The following is a 19,932-nucleotide window of genomic DNA, read 5'->3' as shown; positions in this document are numbered from 1 at the left end:
ATTTAAGGAAAGAAGTCAGTCCTGATACAGGGGGAAACGGGCGGTGAGGGCCAGGGCCTCCTCCTTCAAACGATCCACCTTGGCGGCAAAATCCTCCTGGGCGGCGGCACAGATCAGTTTGCCCACGATCTCCATCTGCTCCTCTTTAAAACCGCGGGCGGTAACGGCGGGAGTACCCACTCGGATGCCGGAGGTGACAAAGGGCTTTTCTGGGTCGTTGGGGATGGCGTTCTTATTGACCGTGACACAGATCTCGTCCAGCCGGTGCTCCATCTCCTTGCCGGTCAGATGGGCGGGGCGTAGGTCCACCAGCATCAGGTGGTTGTCCGTGCCGCCAGACACCAGATCCAGGCCGCCGGCCATGATAGTCTTGGACAGAACTTGGGCGTTTTTGATGATCTGACCCTGGTATTCCTTGAACTCGGGCTTCAGAGCTTCGCCAAGCGCCACGGCTTTGGCGGCGATAATGTGCTCCAGCGGGCCGCCCTGGGAGCCGGGGAAGATAGCGGAGTTCAGCTTTTTGGCGATGTCCGGGTCGTTGGTCAGCAGCATACCGCCACGGGGGCCGCGGAGAGTTTTATGGGTGGTAGTGGACACCACGTCCGCATAGGGGATGGGGGACGGATGGAGCCCGGCGGCGACCAGTCCGGCAATGTGGGCCATATCCACAAAAAGATAGGCCCCTACCTCGTGGGCGATATCCGCAAAGGTCTTGAAGTCGATGGTGCGGGGATAGGCGGAGGCACCAGCCAGGATCATCTTGGGCTGGTGTTTTTTAGCTAGGTCCCGGACCTGGTCATAGTCGATATATCCCTTGCTGTCCACGCCATAGGCCACCATGTGATAGTTCTTGCCGGAGAAGTTGACAGGAGAGCCGTGAGTCAGGTGTCCGCCGTTATCCAGGCTCATACCCATGACCGTGTCGCCCAGCTGGCACAGGGCCTGGTAGACAGCGTAATTGGCCTGGGCGCCGGAGTGAGGCTGAACATTGGCAAACTTGGCGCCGAACAGCTCCTTGGCCCGCTCGATGGCGATATTTTCCACCACGTCCACGCACTGACAGCCGCCGTAATACCGCTTGCCGGGATAGCCTTCGGCATACTTGTTGGTAAGAACGGTGCCGGCCGCCGCCAGAACAGCGGCGCTGACGATGTTCTCCGAGGCGATCAGCTCGATGTTCTGCTGCTGGCGGTCATACTCCGCCCGGATGGCCTGACCCACTTCAGGGTCCTGCGCGATGAGAAAATCCATAGACTCCTTGACCATGTATAGCTCCTCCTGATATCAATAAGCAGTTTGCTCTGAGGAAAAGAGATATTCCCCCAGAATAATATATATTATATCAGTAAGCGGAGAAAAAACAATGGAGGAATGAAAAAAAGCCGTCGAAATTTTCCGGTAAGTATGGTATGATATCAAAATGACAGAACTTCTCCCTCCTGTGGAGAAAGCTGAATGGAGAGAAACAGATATGAAAAAGAAAAAGGCCGATGTGGCCGCCATTATAGAGGAGCTGAAAGCCCTATATCCGGACGGAATCTGTTCACTGGACTACCGGAAGGACTACGAACTTCTATTTTCCGTTCGACTGGCCGCCCAGTGTACTGACGAGCGTGTCAATAAAGTGACTCCGGCACTGTATGCCCGCTTTCCTACTCTGGAGTCGCTGGCCAATGCTGAGATTGCCGAAGTGGAGCAGTACATACATTCCACGGGATTTTTCCGGGCAAAGGCCAAGGACATCGTACTAGCCTCCCAAATGCTTCTGCGGGAATACGGCGGCAAGGTGCCCAATACTATGGAGGACCTGCTGAAGCTGCCTGGTGTGGGCAGAAAGACAGCCAACCTGATCCTGGGAGACGTGTACCACACCCCCGGCGTGGTGGTGGCGGACACCCACTGCATCCGTATCTCCGGTCTGCTGGGGCTGACCGACGGCTCCAAGGACCCAACCAAGGTGGAGATGCAGCTGCGGAAGATCCTGCCTCCAGAGGAGTCCAATGACTTCTGCCACCGGCTGGTCCTCCATGGACGGGCCGTCTGTATCGCCCGGCGGCCCCAGTGCCAGCAGTGTACCCTGCGGCCCTGGTGTGATTTTTTTAGTAAGCAGCAGGGAAAAGGAGCATAAGGGCCGGAGCGTCCTTTCGCCAGGATGTCATCTATCTGGCGGGCAGCAGCGCATATGCGCAGAAAGGCGGAGCAACCATGAAGAAAAATTATACCATTTATCAGGTGGACGCGTTTACACGGGAGAAACTGGCGGGGAACCCCGCCGGTGTGGTGCCGGACGCGCGAGGGCTGACAGAGGGACAGATGCAGCGCATCGCCCGGGAGCTGAATAACTCGGAGACGGCCTTCCTTTTCCCGGGAAAAGAGGGGGAGTATGATGTCCATGTCCGGTTTTTCACCCCCACCCGAGAGGTACCTGTCTGTGGTCATGCCACCATCGCCTCCCACTATATCCGGGCCATGGAACTGGGTCTGGACAGCGCCCGGGTAGTCCAGAAGTGCGGAGCTGGCCTTTTTCCTGTGGATGTGTGCAAGGAAAACGGTGATTACCGGGTGGTCATGACCCAGGGCAAGGCCGTCGTAGGAGAGCCGTTGCCCCAGGAGTACCAGGCCCGCGTGCTGGACGCCCTAGGCGTGACATGGGACGACCTCCGGCCCGGATGCCCCATGGCTTCCGCCTCCGTAGGCTCTCCCAAGCTGATGGTGGTCCTCAACGACCTGGATAAGCTTCACAGCTTAAAACCGGACTTAGAGGCTCTCAAGGAGTTGAGTGGTGAGATTGGCTGCAACGGGTATCTGGTCTTTACCCTCCATCCTGGGGAGGAGCCTCTGGTCCATGGACGAATGTTCGGTCCTGCGAACGGTGTGGCCGAGGACCCGGTGACGGGGATTGCTAACGGCCCCATGGGTGCCTATCTGGTCCAATTTGGACTGATCCCCACAGATGGAGACGAGGTGCGCTTCACCTCTGTCCAGGGGGAGGCCATGGGCCGGCCAGGTGCTATGGAGGTCTGTGTGGAGCTGGAGGAGGGACGTCCCGGCGAAATCCGCATTATCGGCGACGCAGTGGTGGCGTTCCAGGCGGAGATAACGCTGGACGAGGAATGACAGAGAACCCCGTGAGGAGATGAGAAACGATGGCATACCGCCCGTTAGCGGATGAGATACGCCCCCAGAGCCTGGATCAGGTGGTGGGGCAGAGGCATATATTGGGAGAAAACGGCCTGCTGCGCCGGATCATTGAGGGGGGCAATATCCCCAACCTGATTTTTTACGGCCCCTCAGGCACAGGCAAGACTACGGTGGCGAACATCATCGCCCAGCGGACCAACCGGCCCCTGCACCGGCTCAACGCCACCACGGCCTCCATCTCTGACATCAAGGACATCATCGGAGATATCGGTACTTTGATGGCGCCGGAGGGTGTGCTGCTCTATCTGGACGAGATCCAGTACTTCAATAAGAAGCAGCAGCAGTCCCTGCTGGAGTTTATGGAGGACGGTCGCATCACCCTTATCGCCTCCACCACAGAAAACCCATTCTTCGCCGTCTTTGGGGCGGTGCTGTCCCGGGCTACGGTTTTCGAGTTTAAGCAGATCACGGCGGAGGATGCCCTCCCCGCTGTGGAGCGGGGTATCTCCATCATGGAGGAGCGGTTGGGCGCCCAGGTAGTATGCGAGGACGGGGTAAAGGAGCACATCGCCTGGGCCTGTGGCGGCGACATCCGAAAGGCCATGAACGCCATTGAGCTTTTACTCAGCGCCGCGAGGCGTGAGCAAGGGAAACTCCTTGTCAGCTTGGAGGATGCCAAAACGGTGGCCCAGAAGTCGGCGATGCGCTACGACCGGGAGGGAGATGCCCATTTTGATATCGCGTCAGCCCTCATGAAGTCCATGAGGGGCTCTGACCCGGACGCGGCGCTCCACTATCTGGCCCGGCTGCTGGAAGCGGGGGATATGATTACCGCCATCCGCCGCATCCTGTGCTCCGCCAGCGAGGATGTGGGCATGGCTTATCCTCTGGCGGTGCCCATCGTCAAGGCATGTGTGGACAATGCCCTTCAGCTTGGGCTGCCGGAGGCCAAGCTGCCTCTGGCCCAGGCGGTAGTCCTTTTGGCCACTGCCCCAAAGTCCAACACCTCCTGCATGGCCATTGAGGCCGCTATGGCCGATGTGCGCCGGGGCAGGGTAGGGGACATCCCGCGGCATCTCCAGAATGTCCACGCCGATTCCTCCGGTCTGGAGCGGGAGCAGGGCTATCTCTATCCCCACAGCTTCCCAGGCCGGTGGGTGGACCAGCAGTATCTGCCCGACGAGCTGAAGGATGTGCGCTATTACGTCTATGGGGAGAATAAAACAGAACAGGCCGCCAAGCGGTACTGGGATGAGATAAAAAGAAAAAGGGAGTGACCCCGCCTGGGGTGGGAAGAGGGAAGCATGGAGGAGTTAGAAGTTTTCAGAGCGTTGGTCATCGTCTGTCCGCTGATCTTTCTGGGAGGCATTGTAGACGCTATCGTGGGGGGCGGGGGACTCATCACGATCCCAGCCTATCTGCTGGCTGGGCTGTCTCCTCACGGGGCCACCGCTACCAATAAATGCAGCAGTTCCTGTGGGAGTCTGCTGTCCACCATCCGTTTTTTCCGTCAGGGGGACGTTCATCTCCCAAGCGTCCTGGTGGGGGCGGCGGCCGCCCTGGGAGGCTCCTGGATCGGAGCGCGGCTGAATATGATGGTTCCAGAACAGATCCTGTATTATATCATGCTGGCCATTGTACCTGTTGTGGCGGTTTTTCTCCTTGTCAGGCGGGACCTTGGAAGGGAGGACCGGTCCAGTGAGCTGAGTCGGGCCCAGCTTATGGCTATATCTCTTTCCATCGGCCTGGTCATTGGAGGGTATGATGGCTTTTTTGGTCCGGGTTCTGGCACCTTTATGATACTGGGCTACACTGCCCTTTCCAAGTTTGACCTGCTCACCGCGTCAGGAAACAGCAAAGCGATCAACTTTTCCAGTAACATCGCGGCGCTGGTGACCTATGCCCTGGCGGGTAAGGTCGTGTGGCTGGTAGGGATCCCTGCCGCCCTGTGCAGTGTGGCGGGCAACTATGTGGGCTCCAGTCTGGCCTTCAAGGGGGGCGCTAAGATTATCCGCCCTATGTTTTTTGTGGTGCTTGCCCTGCTGCTGGGGCGGCTGATCTATGATTTGGCAGTGTAGTCCGGCGTATTTGTGAGGGAGGGCAGCCTTGTAGGCCGCCCTCCCTCTTTCATTTTCTTCCGAAATAGCTGACCAGCAAATCGACACAGGCTCCGTAGGAGCGCATCCCCAGCTCCTGGCCGTTGCCCTTCAAAAAGGCGTCGTAGGCCTGTCCGGCCGCATCCTCGATAGGGGACTCTAGGGCGGCCCAATAGGCGTTGTTCTCATTCCAGTCTGTGGCCAGCTCCGGAGTAAACCACCGGCCGGCGATCTCGTCCCACAGGTCTGGAGCCACGGGGTACAGGGCGTTACACAGCTGGATCAGTCCGGCGAGATAGCCGGAGTATTGAAAGACGGTGTCTCCGCAGGTGACACAGGCGGCGATGCCCACAAAGTTGGCCTCCAGCTCAGAGGCTACCATCCGCTGGTGGGCCATCTCATGGGCGATGGTTTCCGGAATCAGGCAGGCGGGACAGTCCACATTCACATTGGCTTCTCCGGTGAAGGGGAAGTAGACGCCAGTAAAGCCCAGAATACTCTGGAGCCTGGAAAAGAGAAGGGGTTTTGCCCTGACCGGCGGGATATCCAGACAGGGAAATTCCTGGATAAGCCCTTCATAGACCTGTGTTCCTTTGTGAAAATAGTAATCACGGGGCACAGCGAAGCGGCCCTCTGAGTCCCGGTCCACCTGGCTGGAAAGCCGGGCGGCGTTTTGGGCAAAATACTCCGTGACGGCGGCCAGCGCCTCGACTGAGTAGGGAGCGACCTCCAGCCCACTGCGCCGGGTGAAGCTGGAGGCCTGATAGGCGGCGTTCCAAAACCAGAAAAGGGCCGCTAGGACCCAAAGCCACACGGCGGCCAGCGCCAGCAGCCGCCGTAAGAGAGGGGAGAGCTCCCTGCGCCGAACAGCTAAAACGATAGCCCGGACCAGCCAGACCACGCTGCCTGTCAAGACCAGGACGACCAGAACCTCGGCCACAGAGAAGGGAAAGATGGACCACATTCGGCCCAAAAACTGCTCCACAGGGGCCATTACGCCAAAGACCCACCGATCCATCACTCTGGGCAGAGGGCTGAGAAGATAAAACAGCCCAATGAGCAGGATTGGGAGGAACAGAGCGGCGGCCAATCCCCAGTGTATCTTTCGTTTTACCTTTGTTTCCATAGCGGCCTCCATGGGGCAGAAAAGGGGCAGGTCAATTTCCAACAACGACAGGTCCCGAGGTCCATTCCCGCCCGGGGACGGGAACGGACTCCAGGCACAGGTCATACAGGTCGGTGCATCTGGCCTCCTGTGCGAAAAGGGAGCGGCCCACCTCATCCAGTGCCTTGGCGTGGGCCGGCTTTGTGAGGATGGGCAGAGATGCCTGGGACTTCATCTTCTTCAGAATGGCTTGCCCCCTGGCGTTAAGGCCCAGCACACGAAGATAAGGCGGATTGTCTGGGCGGTCTGCCTCCGTCAACCCCAGGTAGGCCCACGTCAGCAGACGCCGCGTCCGGGACGCAGTCCAATGTCTGGGCTTGGCCAGATGGAAAAACTCCTCTAGGGAGCGGCAGTTTCGGCCAGCCCGCTCCAGTCGGACGGAGGCTCCCTCCGCTGCCCCGCTGTCAGGAAGCTTGGCCCAGTTTTCCGCTGTCATAGCGCGTAGGTTGGCCAGCAGACCCCGCTCTACCCGCTTCAAGGAGGGAGAACCATGCCAGCCCTCCTTTAGTACCTCCAGTCCTCCTTGGGGGAGATAGAGCTGTGCGGCTTCCCAGCTTCCCTGTTCCAAAAAGGCCCGAAGCTGGGTAGCGGAGAGAAAACGGGGGTGCTCCGCCACCTTTAACAGTACGCCGTGGGGAGCCCCCTCCCGTCTGACGGTCATAGGGAGAATACTGCTTTTCAGCCTGTCCAGCTCCCGGAGATACTCCACACCCAAATTGTTGTTGGGAGCAGACAGAAGCTCTGAACTATCGGGCCCAAGGATGCTCCGCACCGTTTCCTGCCGGGAGGAGGCGAATGGCATCCCCTCGTCCACGAAACGGCGTACTCCCGTCTCGTATACCGGACTGTTGAGACACACGGCCACCCGTTGGAGCCGGTCCACATCTCCGCACTCGCTGCCGAAGGAGAGCACATCCACCACTCCAGTGGCCTCCAACAGGTCCACAGCCCCCTGAGCGAAGGACTCCGCCGAGGAGACTGCCCACACCGTGGGCAGTTCCAGCACCAAATCGACGCCGCCCATCAGGGCCAGCCGGGCCCGGTTCCACTTATCAGTAATGGCACAGCCTGCCTGCTGGACCCAGTTTCCGCTCATGACAGCCACGACCCCGGCCTCGCCACCCACGGCCCGCCGGCTCTCAGAGATCTGATATTGGTGGCCGGTGTGGAAGGGATTGTATTCCGCCACGATGCCGATGACCCGCATGGAAGGCCTCCTGACAAAGAAAATTTCCTGTTTTTCGAAAAAACGGTTGTCCTGGCCGGGGAAAAGCGGTAGAATAGGGACCATGGACAGAGGATGAAACTATTATAGTGCATCCCCCGGCTCAAGGCAACCACAAGCTTGTGAAATTTGATTTGTGAAGGAGATCGATCTCAATGAACATTTTGGTCATCAACGCTGGCAGCTCTTCCCTGAAGTATCAGCTGCTCAACCCTGAAACCCAGCAGGTGCTGGCCAAGGGACTGTGCGAGCGCATCGGAATCGACGGTAAATTTACTTATAAGCCTGAGGGCAAGCAGGCCGTCAAGGAGGCCGACGTGGCCATGCCCACCCACTCCGAGGCCATCCAGACTGTGCTGAACGCCCTGGTGGACCCCGCCAATGGCGTCATTGGCTCCATGAAGGAGATCGATGCTGTGGGTCACCGGGTGGTCCATGGCGGCGAGAAGTTCGCCAAGAGCGTGCTCATCACGGACGAGGTCATGGCCGCCATCGAGGAGTGCAACCCCCTGGCCCCTCTGCACAATCCCGCCAATATCATTGGCATCAAGGCCTGTCAGGCCCTCATGCCCGGAACCCCCATGGTGGCTGTGTTTGACACCGCGTTCCATCAGACCATGCCCTCCGTGGCCTACACCTACGCCCTGCCCTATGAGTATTATGAACAGGACAAGGTCCGTCGCTACGGCTTCCATGGTACCAGCCATAAGTATGTGTCCCAGCGGGCGGCGGCCATGCTGGGCAAGCCCATTGAGGAGCTGAAGCTCATCTCCTGCCACCTGGGTAACGGCTCCTCCGTTACCGCTATTGACGGCGGAAAGAGCGTGGATACCTCCATGGGCTTTACCCCCTTGGCTGGTCTGCCCATGGGCACCCGTGCCGGCGACATCGATGCCGGTATTATGGAGTACCTGATGAACAAGTACGGCTATGATATCAAGGAGATGCTGAACATCCTCAATAAGAAGTCCGGTGTCCAGGGCATCTCCGGCGTATCCTCTGACTTCCGTGATTTGGAGAAGGCAAAGTCTGAGGGCAATCAGCGGGCCGCTCTGGCTCTGGATGTGTTCCATTACAGCGTGAAGAAGCTCATCGGCTCCTATGCCGCTGTTATGGGAGGCGTGGACGCCGTGATCTTTACCGCCGGTGTAGGCGAGAACGGCGCCGGCGACCGCAAGGCCATCGTTAGCGGCCTTGAGTTCATGGGAATCAAGATTGATGACGAGAAGAACGGCAAGCGGGGCGAGGAGATCGACATCTCTGCCCAGGACGCCACCGTGCGCACCCTGGTTATCCCTACTAACGAGGAGCTGATGATCGCTCTCGATACTGCCGAGCTGGCGAAGTAAAACGGCTGAACAAATCGTGTCATACAGGCCGCCGGAATTCCGGCGGCCTATTCTATTTTGTGGAGAGAACAGCCGCCCGTTGACAATTTCAAAAGCTCTATACTATAATAGAACCACTTTAAAAAAGGACGGGACAGGAATGGATATCCATGTCAATGACATCCTGAAAATGAAGAAGCCCCATCCCTGTGGCAGTCAGGAGTGGCTGGTCCTGCGGGTGGGGATGGATTTCAAGCTGCGCTGCCAGGGCTGCGGGCATGAGGTCATGCTCCCCAGGAGCAAGGCGGAAAAAAATATCCGCAAGGTATATCGGGACGGCAGCGAGGTGGGGGCGTGAGTCTCCCATCCAGTAATAGACGGACGGAAGGCGGGTCACACTATGGATAAGAGATTTTGGAGCGGCCGTATTCAAGACTTGGAACCCTACATCCCTGGGGAGCAGCCGAAGGACCGGGTATTTATTAAGTTAAATACCAATGAGAATCCCTACCCGCCTTCCCCTAAAGTGTTGGAGGCAATCCGCTCTGCTGCTGATGAGACATTGCGGCTCTATCCGGACCCGGAGGCATCCCAACTGCGGCAGACCATCGCGGAGTACCACGGCCTCACTCCGGAACAGGTGTTCTGCGGCAACGGCTCTGACGAGGTGCTGGGCCTGTGCTTTTACGCCTTCTTCTCCCCGGGCAGAAGGGTGATCTTCCCTGATATCACATACAGCTTTTACCCGGTCTACGCTCACCTTTTCCAACTGGATTTTGAGGAGATACCGCTCAATGAGGACTTTTCTTTCCCAGTGGAGAAGTTCCTGCGCGGCAGTGGAGGCGCGGTGGTGTGTAATCCCAATGCCCCCACCGGCCGTACCCTTCCGCTGGAGGAGATCTGCCGCATCTTAGAGGCGGACCCGAACAGGGTGGTGATGGTGGACGAGGCATATGCCGACTTTGGTGCCCGTTCTGCTGTGGAGCTGTTGAACCGCTACCCCAATCTGGTTACAGTCCACACGCTGTCCAAGTCCCGGTCCCTGGCCGGTATGCGTGTCGGCTATGCCTTGGGAAGTCCTGAGGTGATGGCCGCTGTGCGCTGTGTGAAAAACTCCTTTAACTCCTACCCTCTGGACCGGCTGGCCCTGGCGGCTGGGGAGGCGGCGATTCGGGATGTGGAATACTTTGAGGAGAGCCGGCGTAAAGTGATGGCCACCCGGGAGCGTACCACGGCCCGCCTGCGGGAACTGGGCTTTTTCGTCCATGATTCCAACGCCAACTTTATTTTTATTACGCATCCCGCTGTTGGCGGAAAAGAGCTTCAGCAGGGCCTGCGGGACCGCGGGGTCCTGGTCCGTTGGTTTGACAAACCCCGCATCCGGGACTATCTCCGCGTGTCCATCGGCACTGACCAGGAGATGGAGGCGATGTGCCGGGCCTGCCAGGATATTTTGAAAGGATAGAGACTTATGCGTTACGACAGTGACCTTCTGTACCGTCCGCCGGGAGAGTGGAGGAGCTATCTGCTCCAATGTACCATTGGCTGCTCCAACAACCAGTGTACCTTCTGCGGAATGTATAAATCCAAACAGTTCCGAATCCGCCCGACAGAGGAGATCCTGGAGGATATCGATATGGCTCGGGACTACTACGGTCCTGGACTCCAGCGGGTCTTTCTGATGGACGGCGACGCCATCATCATCAAAACGGAGGAAATGCTCCGCATCCTGAAAAAGCTGTACGACACCTTTCCTCATCTGGAAAAGGTCACGGTCTATGCCGGCCCCCGTAGTACGCTTTCCAAATCGCCGGAGGAGCTGAGGACGCTCCATGAGGCGGGTCTTTCCAGAGCCTATCTCGGAGTGGAGAGCGGCAGCGACACGGTGCTGCGTTTCATCCGGAAGGGAGTTACTGCCGACCAGATGCTGCTGGCAGGACAGCGGCTGGTGGAGGCGGGCATCGATCTATGGGTCACCATCATCTTGGGCATGACTGGGGCCAGGGGAGAGGGGGGCGACTGGCGGGAGCACATTCTGTCTACCGCCAAGATGATAAACGCCATGAAGCCAAGACACTTGTCCGCTATGACCTTTGCCCCGGCCAAGGGGACTCCGCTGGGGGAGGATGTGCTGGCTGGCCGCTTTGAGGTGTGCTCTGCCGACCATGTCCTGGAGGAGTGCCGTCTGCTGATCGAGAATCTGGATGTGGACCCGCTTCACTTTACCAGCAATCATGCCTCTAACTATCTGCCCCTAAAAGGCGGATTGCCGGAGGATAGGGGAAAGTTCCTCTCCATGATCGACCAAGCTCTGGAGGGAAAAATACGTCTGCGCAAGACATTGGACAGAGGTATCTGAAAAGAACTCCCCGGGCGCTGACCTATGGTCCGTCCGGGGAGCGATGGGCAACCTGTCCATTTTAGCTCTTGACAAGTGGGTGGGGGTATGGTAAGATAATCCTCGCCTCTGATTTGTTTGAAAAGATGAGGAGAGATGTCCGAGTGGTTTAAGGAGCCGGTCTTGAAAACCGGTGACTCGAAAGAGCCGTGGGTTCGAATCCCACTCTCTCCGCCACTTTTCATCTTTAGCCAAAGTAAATAGTGAACTCGTAGCTTACAGCCATGCAGAAGTACCCAAGTGGCTATAAGGGGCTCCCCTGCTAAGGGAGTAGGCGGGTAAAACCGTGCGGGGGTTCGAATCCCCCCTTCTGCGCCAAAATGAATGAACCCCGCTTTTCGAACATTTTTATCGAAAAGCGGGGTTCTTCGTTGTAAAAAGCCTTGGCATATCAAGGCTTTTGTTTTTTATATAGATTTCTGATATGAATCAAAACTTGTCAAACGCAAATGCAAAACTTTTACGGTTCACTGTTAGTTGAACATGACTTTTTGATATAAGACAAGTAATAAGCCTCATCAAAGGCTTGCGGTGTCTGGTATCTCAGCGTTAGGTGGGGACGCACCTCATTGTAGAACGTAATGTATTCTGCGACACATCTGCAAAAATGTTTTTCTGATGTGTATTCTCGGCGATAGGCTTCTTCACGCTCAAAAGAAGAAAAGAACGCTTCAGCCACCGCATTATCCAATGGCCGCCCGCAGGCCGAAAAGGACTGCTTGGTTCCGCACCGCTGTAAAAGTTCAGAAAATGTCTTAGATATGTATTGTGAGCCTTTATTACTGTGGAAGGTCAGGTTGTCAGGCCGGCCTCGCTCCTCAAATGTTTGTCGAAATGCTAATGTAGCCAGCCGTGTGCTCATGTGGCGAGATACCTTATACCCAATCACCTTGCGGGAATAAAGGTCCAGGATTACACACAGATATACCCAATACCTTTTGACTTTAAAATATGTAAGGTCACTTACCCAGATTTGATTTGGTCGACTTGCTGTGAACACCCGTTCCAGCAAGTTTTGTTTTTGCCGTTGCTGCTTTGCTTTATATAATTTCTTAGCATCGGTGCGGACACTGTGCAGATCCAGTTCCTGCATAATGGCAGAGACTCGCTTAGCACTGACACGGATTCCGCTTTCTGCCAATATCATACGGATTTTTGATGCACCGAATCTTTGATCATTGTCATCAAATACCTGCTTCACTTTTAATTCGAGCTGTTTCTGTTCCTCCTGATATTTACTTCGGTCTGCACGACGGAAAATGTGGTTATAGAAGGTCCCCCTTGCAACGCCCAGAGCGTCACATAGCTCATGTACACTAAAAGGGTTGTCCGGTTGATTATAGAGATGCTCCAGTGTAGCAAGCCGTTTTTGAAGCGGCACGGCTGGGATAAAGCCGGACAACCGAATCACATCCATCATATGTTCCAGCCTTTGAAGCTGATGTGAAACAGCATCAAATTCTTTAGGAGTGTATGATCTCTGCGGAGTCATGATGGAGCAAAACTGCTTTCGCCAGTGGTACAGTGTGCTTTGAGCAATATGTAACTCTTGGCACAGAGATTGGATGGACTCACCCTTTTCATAGCGGCGGATAGCTTTGATTTTGAACTCCAGCGGGTAGGTGTACGGCATAGGTTCGACCTCCTTTGTATATGAACCTATTATAGCAATTGCGAAAAATAGTTCTAAGAGATATAATATGAACAAGTATTTTTTAACACCTTTGACCCTTTAAGGGAGGGATTTGTCTGTTCACAAAAAAAGTCTTAGCTGTATTGGAGGAGCTACGAGATATAAGCCATGACAATAAATATGTAGTATTATCTCAATTAAAAGATGCGGCTGAAAAAGCATCCAACGAGCAAGATAAAGCTGCCCTTACAATCATCGGAGGCGCTCTTTCACTGGGGTATAATCACTCTGAATGCAATTACCGTCCGCTGATTCAATTATCTGATGGTCATCGTTCGTATGCAATGGAGGACATTGATTCGGGGGCCATTGAGATACTTAAAGAGGCAGTTAATGTGATATCTCCAGATTGGATGCGGGCGCAATTATCAGATATCATATGGATTCAAATATCTGACCACAGCTATGCAGAATGTGCCACAAGAGAATACATCTCAGTGTTTGAAAATGTTTTTGATGAAGGGCATTGGGTGGGTTGCTTTGAGGCTATTCAACATGCTTATGATATTTCCATTAGGTTAGGGAAAAAATCTACTTCGTTTTTGCAAGTGCGAGAAGCCATTAATTCTGCGCTTAAAAAAATGGACAGAAATGACCCGTTATTTCTGTCCATAAAACTCATTGAGCTCTCGTACAATGATGCCAAACCAGACGAACAAGCACTATATCTGTCTCTTGTTCAGAGAATATATCAGCAGAACAAATCTTGTGCTGACGAAGAGCATATCCATATTACAGAGGCATCTTTCCAATTATTATGCCGACTTCTAAAAAGAGCCAATCGCACAATGGAACTTCAATCGGTGTCCACTGAAATGGCACAATATTATGCAATATGCGGCAAACAGTTAGCAAATGGAGATCCTTCCAGGATACACCGTGCAATCGATTTGCTTCAAAAAGCCTGCAGGCTATACGACAAATCCTCAGATAGACAAACAGTTTTGGATTTAAGAGCCTGTATTAGTGAATATCAGCGTAGAGCTTTGTCAAATATGGCATCAATTCCCTTTGAGTTTGATGTAAAACCAATTTATACCCGTATTTCTCAATTATTTGAGGGATTATCATTGAGGGAAAAGATTGTTCAATTTGGATTATTATCCAGGATTTATAGAAAGAGGGATGTAAAAAAACAGGTCTTGGATAATCAACAGAAGTTTTTATCAACATCCCTCTTTACAAGTAAAATACTAAATGATGAAGGACATACTGTTGAAGTTATCCAACCGCTTGATTTACAAAACCCGGAAGGTGATCCAGAGACACTATTCAAACACATGGTAAAATATGTGTCAGAGAGCAGAAACTTGGATGAAACTATTTGCCTTCAATTTGCATATGGTTTCGTCAAAAATGCAGGGCAAGTATCTCTTGATGATCTCTCCTTTTTAACAGAAAAGAATGCAGTAATACCCAACGGAAGAAATGAGACCATAAAATTCGGACTTTATTTGGGGTTGAGCGGAAAACTTTATGCGGCAATGCATATTTTGCTTCCGCAAATGGAACATATTATCCGCAATCTGGTTGCATTATGTGGCGATACTGTTTCGTTTATAAAAGAGGGCTGTGAGGAATATAAGCCTCTTTCACAATTATTTAAGTCAGATAAATTGCATGAATACTATGATGAAGATATAATTTTTACTTTTCAGTCCATTATGGACGAACGTGCTGGTGCAAATCTTCGAAATATAAATGCACATGGGCTTATGGGGCCAAGCATTGGTAATGGTGGTGCTGCCTTGTGCTTCTTGAGCCTTATAATAAAATTTCTCTCACTGTATTCAGTCGAGGCTAACAGAATAATGAAAAAACTTAGCAGTAAGCGAAAAGAAATAGAAACTCAAGAGCAATAAAACCCTTGATTCTTCTCATTCTTTATTCCGCTCTTTAGAGTTTGAATGCTCAGGATTGGCAGGGCTGTCCATGTGTAACCTTTCGCCGCAACACAGCAGGAAAAATCATGGCGCATAAGTGACACCAACCAGCAAGTCAGTTGTATGTGGTCACGGAAAAGCTAAAATGCTTGAGAGGTTCGGAATTGTTACCCCCTGCCAAAAAGCCGCAACAATTTGGATGTAGTGGGCTGTAAGCTTACTGTTCCAAGGTGTTGCGGCTTTTTATTTGTAAAATTTCTGAAGGTAAAAAAGATGCCAGACGAGGATTTCTGAAATCGAATAGACTTGCACTTTTTGGAACCAAAGGCAGAAATAAACGCCCTTTTTCAAATCAAAAAGGCGATGAACTGCTCCTTGTCAAGCAGACAAAGCAAAAGATAAAAAATTAAGCAGAGGATTCTATAGCCAGTAGGATCCTCTGTTTTTTATTTAGTGGAAGTTTCGATAAATTCCGCCGACGTCATACAGCCAAGCTTTTTCTGATGTCAATGGTTGTTATAGAAGTTAATGTATGCACAGATCGCCTCCCGAAAGGTATCATAGTCCTCAAAATGATAGAGGCGTTACAATCCCGTTTTCAGGATACCCCAGAACCCCTCCATCGGGGTGTTATCAAGACAGCGTCAAACGCGGAACATACTCTGGTATATGCTAGCCCGTTTCATAACTTTTTGGAAGGGGCGGCTGGTGTATTGGACACCCAGGCCGTTGTGAAGCAGCGGCTTTGTGTGCGGATATTTCTGAAGAGCCTGCTCGAAAGTATTCAGAAACAGAGGAGTATTATTACGACGGCTCAGGGAAAACGCAACAATATTCCTTCCGTAACAAATCCAACACGGCGCTCAGGCACGCCTTGCCGCCTTGAAGTCGCTGGCCCACACACTGTTTTGGTTTGACATCCGACCCACAAAAATGTCACCGCTGGTTGTCAAACATGCTTTTATGGACATGCCTTGGTAGGTATCCACGATGAGGACGGCAGCCTGTCGGCTGGAAATCTGCTGGATGATCCCAGCGTACTCCATTTCTGGCAGAAAATATGAGACAGCAGATCAACGCGACAGAAACTGCTGTAGGTCTTCTTCTGATGTTCACCGCCGTACCGGTTCGGTTACTTGAAATTGGCGGCTATGCATCTGTGTGAGCAGGATATCACCCTGTTTCTCTCGTATGCGTGGATCGGTACGGAGTCCCCAAACAATGACCCGAATCTCAGCAAAAGAAATCTGTTGGATATGTTTCGTTCTATTGACCCACACAGGCTGATGAATGAGGGGGAGTACGATCTGTTCCGGCGTCTGGACGATGTGATGACGGCCTAACACACTGTGATCCCACTCAACGCCCAAAATGCCAGGGAATTGTCATGGACGATGAACCGTGAGGTTACTGAGTGGTTTGCCCACCAGCATGGTGAAAACGGCACAATATATGAGGCGCAGCTCAGAAAGAAGAAGATCCTATGAGAATTAACATCGGAGCAGCCCCCATACATCATGACGGCACGATACTCTCCCTACACCCACTGAAACGGGAGAAAACGGTTTCACGCCGAATCAACGGCGTATTCCGCCTGCTTGGAGAGAAAATAACCTTGGAACAGTTCTGCGAGGAACATGATCTGGCATACCCCCAAGATAATCAAGAATTTACGCCCTGCCTTACCGGATGAGGCGGGACTGTTCTATTCCGAGCTGGAGCCTGAAAAGGACAAAGCCCTCAGTACAGTCGGCCATATAAGACTTGACTACGGCCACGGCGGGAAGGAGTTCTGATATACCTGGTGGCCTCACAATGACGACCGGTTCAACATGCCAGAATTCAAAGATATCCTGTAGCGGTTTGTGACAGCTTGCGAGGGGATGGGCCGCTGAAGGATCTGAGAGCCATGAGAGCCGACTGCCTGCGGCACGGCGGGTCTATTACAGAAGGTAACCGCCGCTATGGGACAACGAGAGACAGTGCTGGCCGGGGATCCGAATCATAGCCGCTGAGTTGGCTCTCTCAGTCCACGGTCAAGCGGGAGAATGGGAGCTTCAGTTCTAACCTATACAAACTCCAATGATGAATAAAAAGCAAGGGCCCCGCCAAGGTGCTCTTGCGTCTTGACCGTAGACGAGGGTAGATTCATGGTGAATCCACCAGAAGGACCCACTCTAAGGAGAAAATATAAGGCGGACAAGGATACTTATGGCCTCAAACGACTCTATAATATTCCTACTGAAAATGACCACGAACTGTAATTTCTGGCTCAATAAACCAAGTAGCCCCAAACAAAGACTTGATTTGCTCCTTACTTTGGCGCAGATCTGACTAAAATATTAAAAATTCACAACTAGTATCAGTCGAATACTTGATCAAGCTGTCAGGGTAAGAGAAGATATCTGGAGTACAAAAATTTAAATATGAAGTCGCCGGCGCAGCTCCTTTACCCGATCCCGGCCGATGGGGAGGGAATCGGAGGAGCCGCGGACCCGGAGGGCAAAGCTGCTGTTATTCCAGGGAAAAATATCCTGGATATATTTCAGGTGGACTAGGCAAGTCTTGTGGATGCGGTAAAAACCCTGCCCATCCAGGCGGCTTTCATACTCAGACATAGGAGAGTTGTCGCTGTAAGATTCGCCGGACAGAGTATGGAGGACACAACCACGGCCGGCCCCGTCAGTCTCAATATAGGTCACGTCATTGACATCAAGCAGAATGGTATGACGGTTACAGCTGACGGCAAGACGGAGCGGCCCAGGGGTCTTGTGGGGAGAAGACTGAAGTTCTGCCACACACTGGTCCAGCGCCTGACGGATCCGCTGGGGATCAAAGGGTTTGAGAATATAGTCGTCCACCCGAAGTTCAAAGGCAGTGACCGCGTACTCAGAGTACGCGGTGGCGAAGATGATCTTCGCCAATGGCATGAGACGGCGAGCGAGGGAGGCCACCGTAGTTCCCTCCAGATCACCCAGATGGATGTCTATAAAAAGAATATCAAAGGTATCCTTCTCCAGCAACTGGATTCCCTGGGCACCACTGGATGCCTCAAATATTTCGGCTTGTGGCAGATGTTGACGAATCTGGTGGATCAACTCAAGGCGGGAATATTTCTCGTCATCGATTACTGCGATACGCACTGGACCTCACTCCTTTTCACATCAGAATAGGACTGGGAAGGCGGAGTCAGGGGAATAGAGAAAAACACAGTAGAGCCGGCTTGGGAGCTGTCGATGGTAAATTTGCACTGTTCTCCGTAGATGCTGCGAAGCCGCTTCCGTACATTGAACAGGCCGGAGTAGCTTGGATCTTCCGGGTCCTGAAGCATCTCTAGAACCTGGGGCGGAAATCCGTGGCCCCGGTCAGAGACTTGGATATAGGCCCGCTCCTGATCCTGGCGAATGCAGATACAGACGTGTCGCTCATCTACAGAGGTGCTTCCGTGGCGTACTGCATTCTCAACAATCGGCTGGAGAATCAGCGGAGGGAGGTGGAGCCGGGTCAGGTCGTCAGGTAGCTCGCGGGTCACATGGATAGCTCCCTCAAAGCGGGCATCTACAAGGGCCAGATAGTTATCCACATTGGACATCTCCTGGACTAAGGTAACAAAGGGCTCGTTGATAGATAGAGTTTGGCGCAAATAGCTGGCCAAAATCAGAATGGTCTCTCGTGCCCGTTCGGAGTCGGTGAGGCACAGGGCGGAGATAGTGTTTAGTGCGTTATATAGGAAGTGAGGATTGATCTGGGACTGAAGGGCCCGGAACTCTGCCTGCCGCCGCAGCTCGATCTGGTGGTGGAATTCTCCCAGCTCCAGTTGGGAAGAAAAAAGCTGGGCCAAACCGTCCGCCGTGCGGATGTCTGCATCCAGAATTAGATTGGGTCCCATAGGGACCACCAGGATCAAAACACCCACTGCCTCGTCATCCCACATAAGAGGGGCGGCAATGGCGGCGTTGTCTTCCTGGTGAACTGGTACGTCTACCTCGCCGGGAAAATCCTGCATTACCACCAGTTCTCTCCGCTCTAGGGCCTGGCGGGCAGGTTCGGGCAGGGGGTGACCCTGAAGGGCAATACCACTGGAGGCCAGTACCTGCTCCCGGTCTGTGATAATCACCTGAAAATCAGGCAAGGTGGCTCGGACGGTATCCGTCGCCTGTTGGAGGGCGTGCCTATCCCCAAGGCCCTCTCGGAGATAGGGGAGGCATTTCTGAGCGATGTACAGGGCGAGGTACTGCTGCTCTACCAGTTCAATGGTCAAACTGCGGTTGAGTCGGTTGAGCAAAGTCATGAAGATGACAAGCCCCAGAGAATTCACCACCATCTTGGGCAGAAGGATTACCTTCTCCAGGGCGATAGCGGCCTCAAAGGGTTTAGCCAAAATCAGAATCAAGACACATTGTACCAGTTCGGATACAAGAGTAATGGCGACAAGGGCGAGGTTCCGCCTGGAACACCGGCTGAATCGGCGGTAGCACAGAGCACCGATGATACCAAAGCCAAAGGTACCCACCCCACAGGCCAGAGAGGTGAAGCCGCTCGGATCAAAAAGATAGCGGTGCAGGCCGCTGAGAGCGCCCGCGCACAGTCCGGAGAGGGGGCCGCCCACAAGACCAGCAGCCACAGTGCTCACCACCCGCGTGTTGACTACCGCCCCCTGGAAATTCATTCCTGTATAGGTCCCGCTGATGGACAGCAGGCCGAAGATCAGTCCCAGGCATAGCTGATTGGGGACGGAACGGACCCTGCGCTTCAGTATGATGCGCAGAGGGCGGACCTCCGTCAGAATGGCGGCGACGATGTAGAGCAGACTGATGTTAAGCAGGAGATAGATCAGCAAGCTGTTCTTCATACAGTTCACCTCGTTCCTGGCAAGTCAAATGGGCGAGGAGCCGTGGCCGGACCGGATATAGCTGTGGCAATTAACAGATTCTTAACAATCATAAGTTTAACATGAACGGGCTGGATTTTCAAGAAAGTGGAGGAACCGTTCTCACACGGTT

Annotated in this window: 17 protein-coding genes and 2 tRNA genes; 13 read left to right on the top strand and 6 right to left on the bottom strand. The window is 53.6% G+C overall.

Going from position 1 to position 19,932, the window contains the following annotated elements; all coding sequences use genetic code 11:
* Positions 1 to 15 precede the first annotated feature (15 nt).
* Entirely contained in the window at positions 16 to 1,266 is a 1,251-nt protein-coding gene (gene glyA, locus OCV64_RS08795) for a serine hydroxymethyltransferase (protein WP_279287530.1), read from the bottom strand.
* Positions 1,267 to 1,471: 205 nt separating this feature from the next.
* On the opposite strand from glyA, the gene nth reads away from it, so the two are divergent.
* The 4 genes from nth to OCV64_RS08775 all read left to right on the top strand — a co-directional run bounded on the left by nth (position 1,472) and on the right by OCV64_RS08775 (position 5,219).
* Entirely contained in the window at positions 1,472 to 2,128 is a 657-nt protein-coding gene (nth, locus tag OCV64_RS08790) for an endonuclease III (protein ID WP_240287388.1), read from the top strand.
* A gap of 77 nt (positions 2,129 to 2,205) precedes the next feature.
* Positions 2,206 to 3,117, top strand: a complete 912-nt coding sequence (locus OCV64_RS08785; protein WP_147572191.1) for a PhzF family isomerase — start codon at positions 2,206 to 2,208, stop codon at positions 3,115 to 3,117.
* 29 nt (positions 3,118 to 3,146) lie between these two features.
* Entirely contained in the window at positions 3,147 to 4,418 is a 1,272-nt protein-coding gene (locus tag OCV64_RS08780) for a replication-associated recombination protein A (RefSeq protein ID WP_147572192.1), read from the top strand.
* A 27-nt stretch (positions 4,419 to 4,445) separates the two neighbouring features.
* On the top strand, positions 4,446 to 5,219 hold the full coding sequence (locus tag OCV64_RS08775; protein WP_240287392.1) for a TSUP family transporter: 774 nt from the start codon (positions 4,446 to 4,448) through the stop codon (positions 5,217 to 5,219).
* Positions 5,220 to 5,268: 49 nt separating this feature from the next.
* Here the strand turns inward: OCV64_RS08775 and OCV64_RS08770 are convergent, their stop codons facing one another.
* Entirely contained in the window at positions 5,269 to 6,363 is a 1,095-nt protein-coding gene (locus OCV64_RS08770) for a DUF3810 domain-containing protein (protein WP_262669826.1), read from the bottom strand.
* Positions 6,364 to 6,394: 31 nt separating this feature from the next.
* Positions 6,395 to 7,609, bottom strand: a complete 1,215-nt coding sequence (locus OCV64_RS08765; protein WP_262669825.1) for a tRNA(Met) cytidine acetate ligase — start codon at positions 7,607 to 7,609, stop codon at positions 6,395 to 6,397.
* Between the two features lie 173 nt (positions 7,610 to 7,782).
* Here OCV64_RS08765 and OCV64_RS08760 point away from each other — a divergent pair, with 173 nt between their 5' ends.
* The 6 genes from OCV64_RS08760 (at position 7,783) to OCV64_RS08735 (ending at position 11,671) form a co-directional block, all read left to right on the top strand.
* The gene (locus OCV64_RS08760; RefSeq protein WP_186852114.1) at positions 7,783 to 8,976 is read left to right on the top strand and encodes an acetate/propionate family kinase; all 1,194 of its coding nucleotides are present in this window, start codon (positions 7,783 to 7,785) and stop codon (positions 8,974 to 8,976) included.
* A gap of 139 nt (positions 8,977 to 9,115) precedes the next feature.
* Positions 9,116 to 9,313, top strand: a complete 198-nt coding sequence (locus OCV64_RS08755) for a DUF951 domain-containing protein (RefSeq protein ID WP_147572196.1) — start codon at positions 9,116 to 9,118, stop codon at positions 9,311 to 9,313.
* A gap of 42 nt (positions 9,314 to 9,355) precedes the next feature.
* Positions 9,356 to 10,420: a histidinol-phosphate transaminase gene (gene hisC / locus OCV64_RS08750; protein ID WP_262669824.1), complete on the top strand. Its 1,065-nt coding sequence runs from the start codon at positions 9,356 to 9,358 to the stop codon at positions 10,418 to 10,420.
* A gap of 6 nt (positions 10,421 to 10,426) precedes the next feature.
* Entirely contained in the window at positions 10,427 to 11,314 is an 888-nt protein-coding gene (locus OCV64_RS08745) for a B12-binding domain-containing radical SAM protein (RefSeq protein ID WP_262669823.1), read from the top strand.
* Between the two features lie 129 nt (positions 11,315 to 11,443).
* A tRNA-Ser gene (locus OCV64_RS08740) sits at positions 11,444 to 11,530 on the top strand.
* Positions 11,531 to 11,579: 49 nt separating this feature from the next.
* Positions 11,580 to 11,671 (top strand) — tRNA-Ser (locus OCV64_RS08735).
* Positions 11,672 to 11,813: 142 nt separating this feature from the next.
* Here OCV64_RS08735 and OCV64_RS08730 read toward each other — a convergent pair.
* On the bottom strand, positions 11,814 to 12,986 hold the full coding sequence (locus tag OCV64_RS08730) for an IS3 family transposase (protein WP_262669822.1): 1,173 nt from the start codon (positions 12,984 to 12,986) through the stop codon (positions 11,814 to 11,816).
* 143 nt (positions 12,987 to 13,129) lie between these two features.
* Here OCV64_RS08730 and OCV64_RS08725 point away from each other — a divergent pair, with 143 nt between their 5' ends.
* The 3 genes from OCV64_RS08725 (at position 13,130) to OCV64_RS08715 (ending at position 16,622) form a co-directional block, all read left to right on the top strand.
* Positions 13,130 to 14,908, top strand: a complete 1,779-nt coding sequence (locus OCV64_RS08725) for a DUF4209 domain-containing protein (RefSeq protein WP_262669821.1) — start codon at positions 13,130 to 13,132, stop codon at positions 14,906 to 14,908.
* A 1,172-nt stretch (positions 14,909 to 16,080) separates the two neighbouring features.
* Positions 16,081 to 16,272 carry a hypothetical protein gene (locus OCV64_RS08720; RefSeq protein ID WP_240287182.1) on the top strand — a complete coding sequence of 64 codons (192 nt, stop codon included), beginning with the start codon at positions 16,081 to 16,083 and terminating at the stop codon, positions 16,270 to 16,272.
* Positions 16,273 to 16,412: 140 nt separating this feature from the next.
* Entirely contained in the window at positions 16,413 to 16,622 is a 210-nt protein-coding gene (locus OCV64_RS08715; RefSeq protein ID WP_262669820.1) for a hypothetical protein, read from the top strand.
* Between the two features lie 727 nt (positions 16,623 to 17,349).
* Here OCV64_RS08715 and OCV64_RS08710 read toward each other — a convergent pair.
* Entirely contained in the window at positions 17,350 to 18,072 is a 723-nt protein-coding gene (locus OCV64_RS08710; RefSeq protein ID WP_186852119.1) for a LytR/AlgR family response regulator transcription factor, read from the bottom strand.
* Positions 18,057 to 19,781, bottom strand: coding sequence for a LytS/YhcK type 5TM receptor domain-containing protein (locus OCV64_RS08705; protein ID WP_262669819.1), 1,725 nt, complete (start codon positions 19,779 to 19,781; stop codon positions 18,057 to 18,059). Before OCV64_RS08705 ends, OCV64_RS08710 begins: the two co-directional genes overlap by 16 nt.
* Positions 19,782 to 19,932 lie beyond the last annotated feature (151 nt).

The organism is Muriventricola aceti (assembly GCF_025567565.1).
Classification (GTDB): domain Bacteria; phylum Bacillota; class Clostridia; order Oscillospirales; family Oscillospiraceae; genus Lawsonibacter; species Lawsonibacter aceti.
This window is presented reverse-complemented; position numbering and strand designations above follow the sequence as displayed.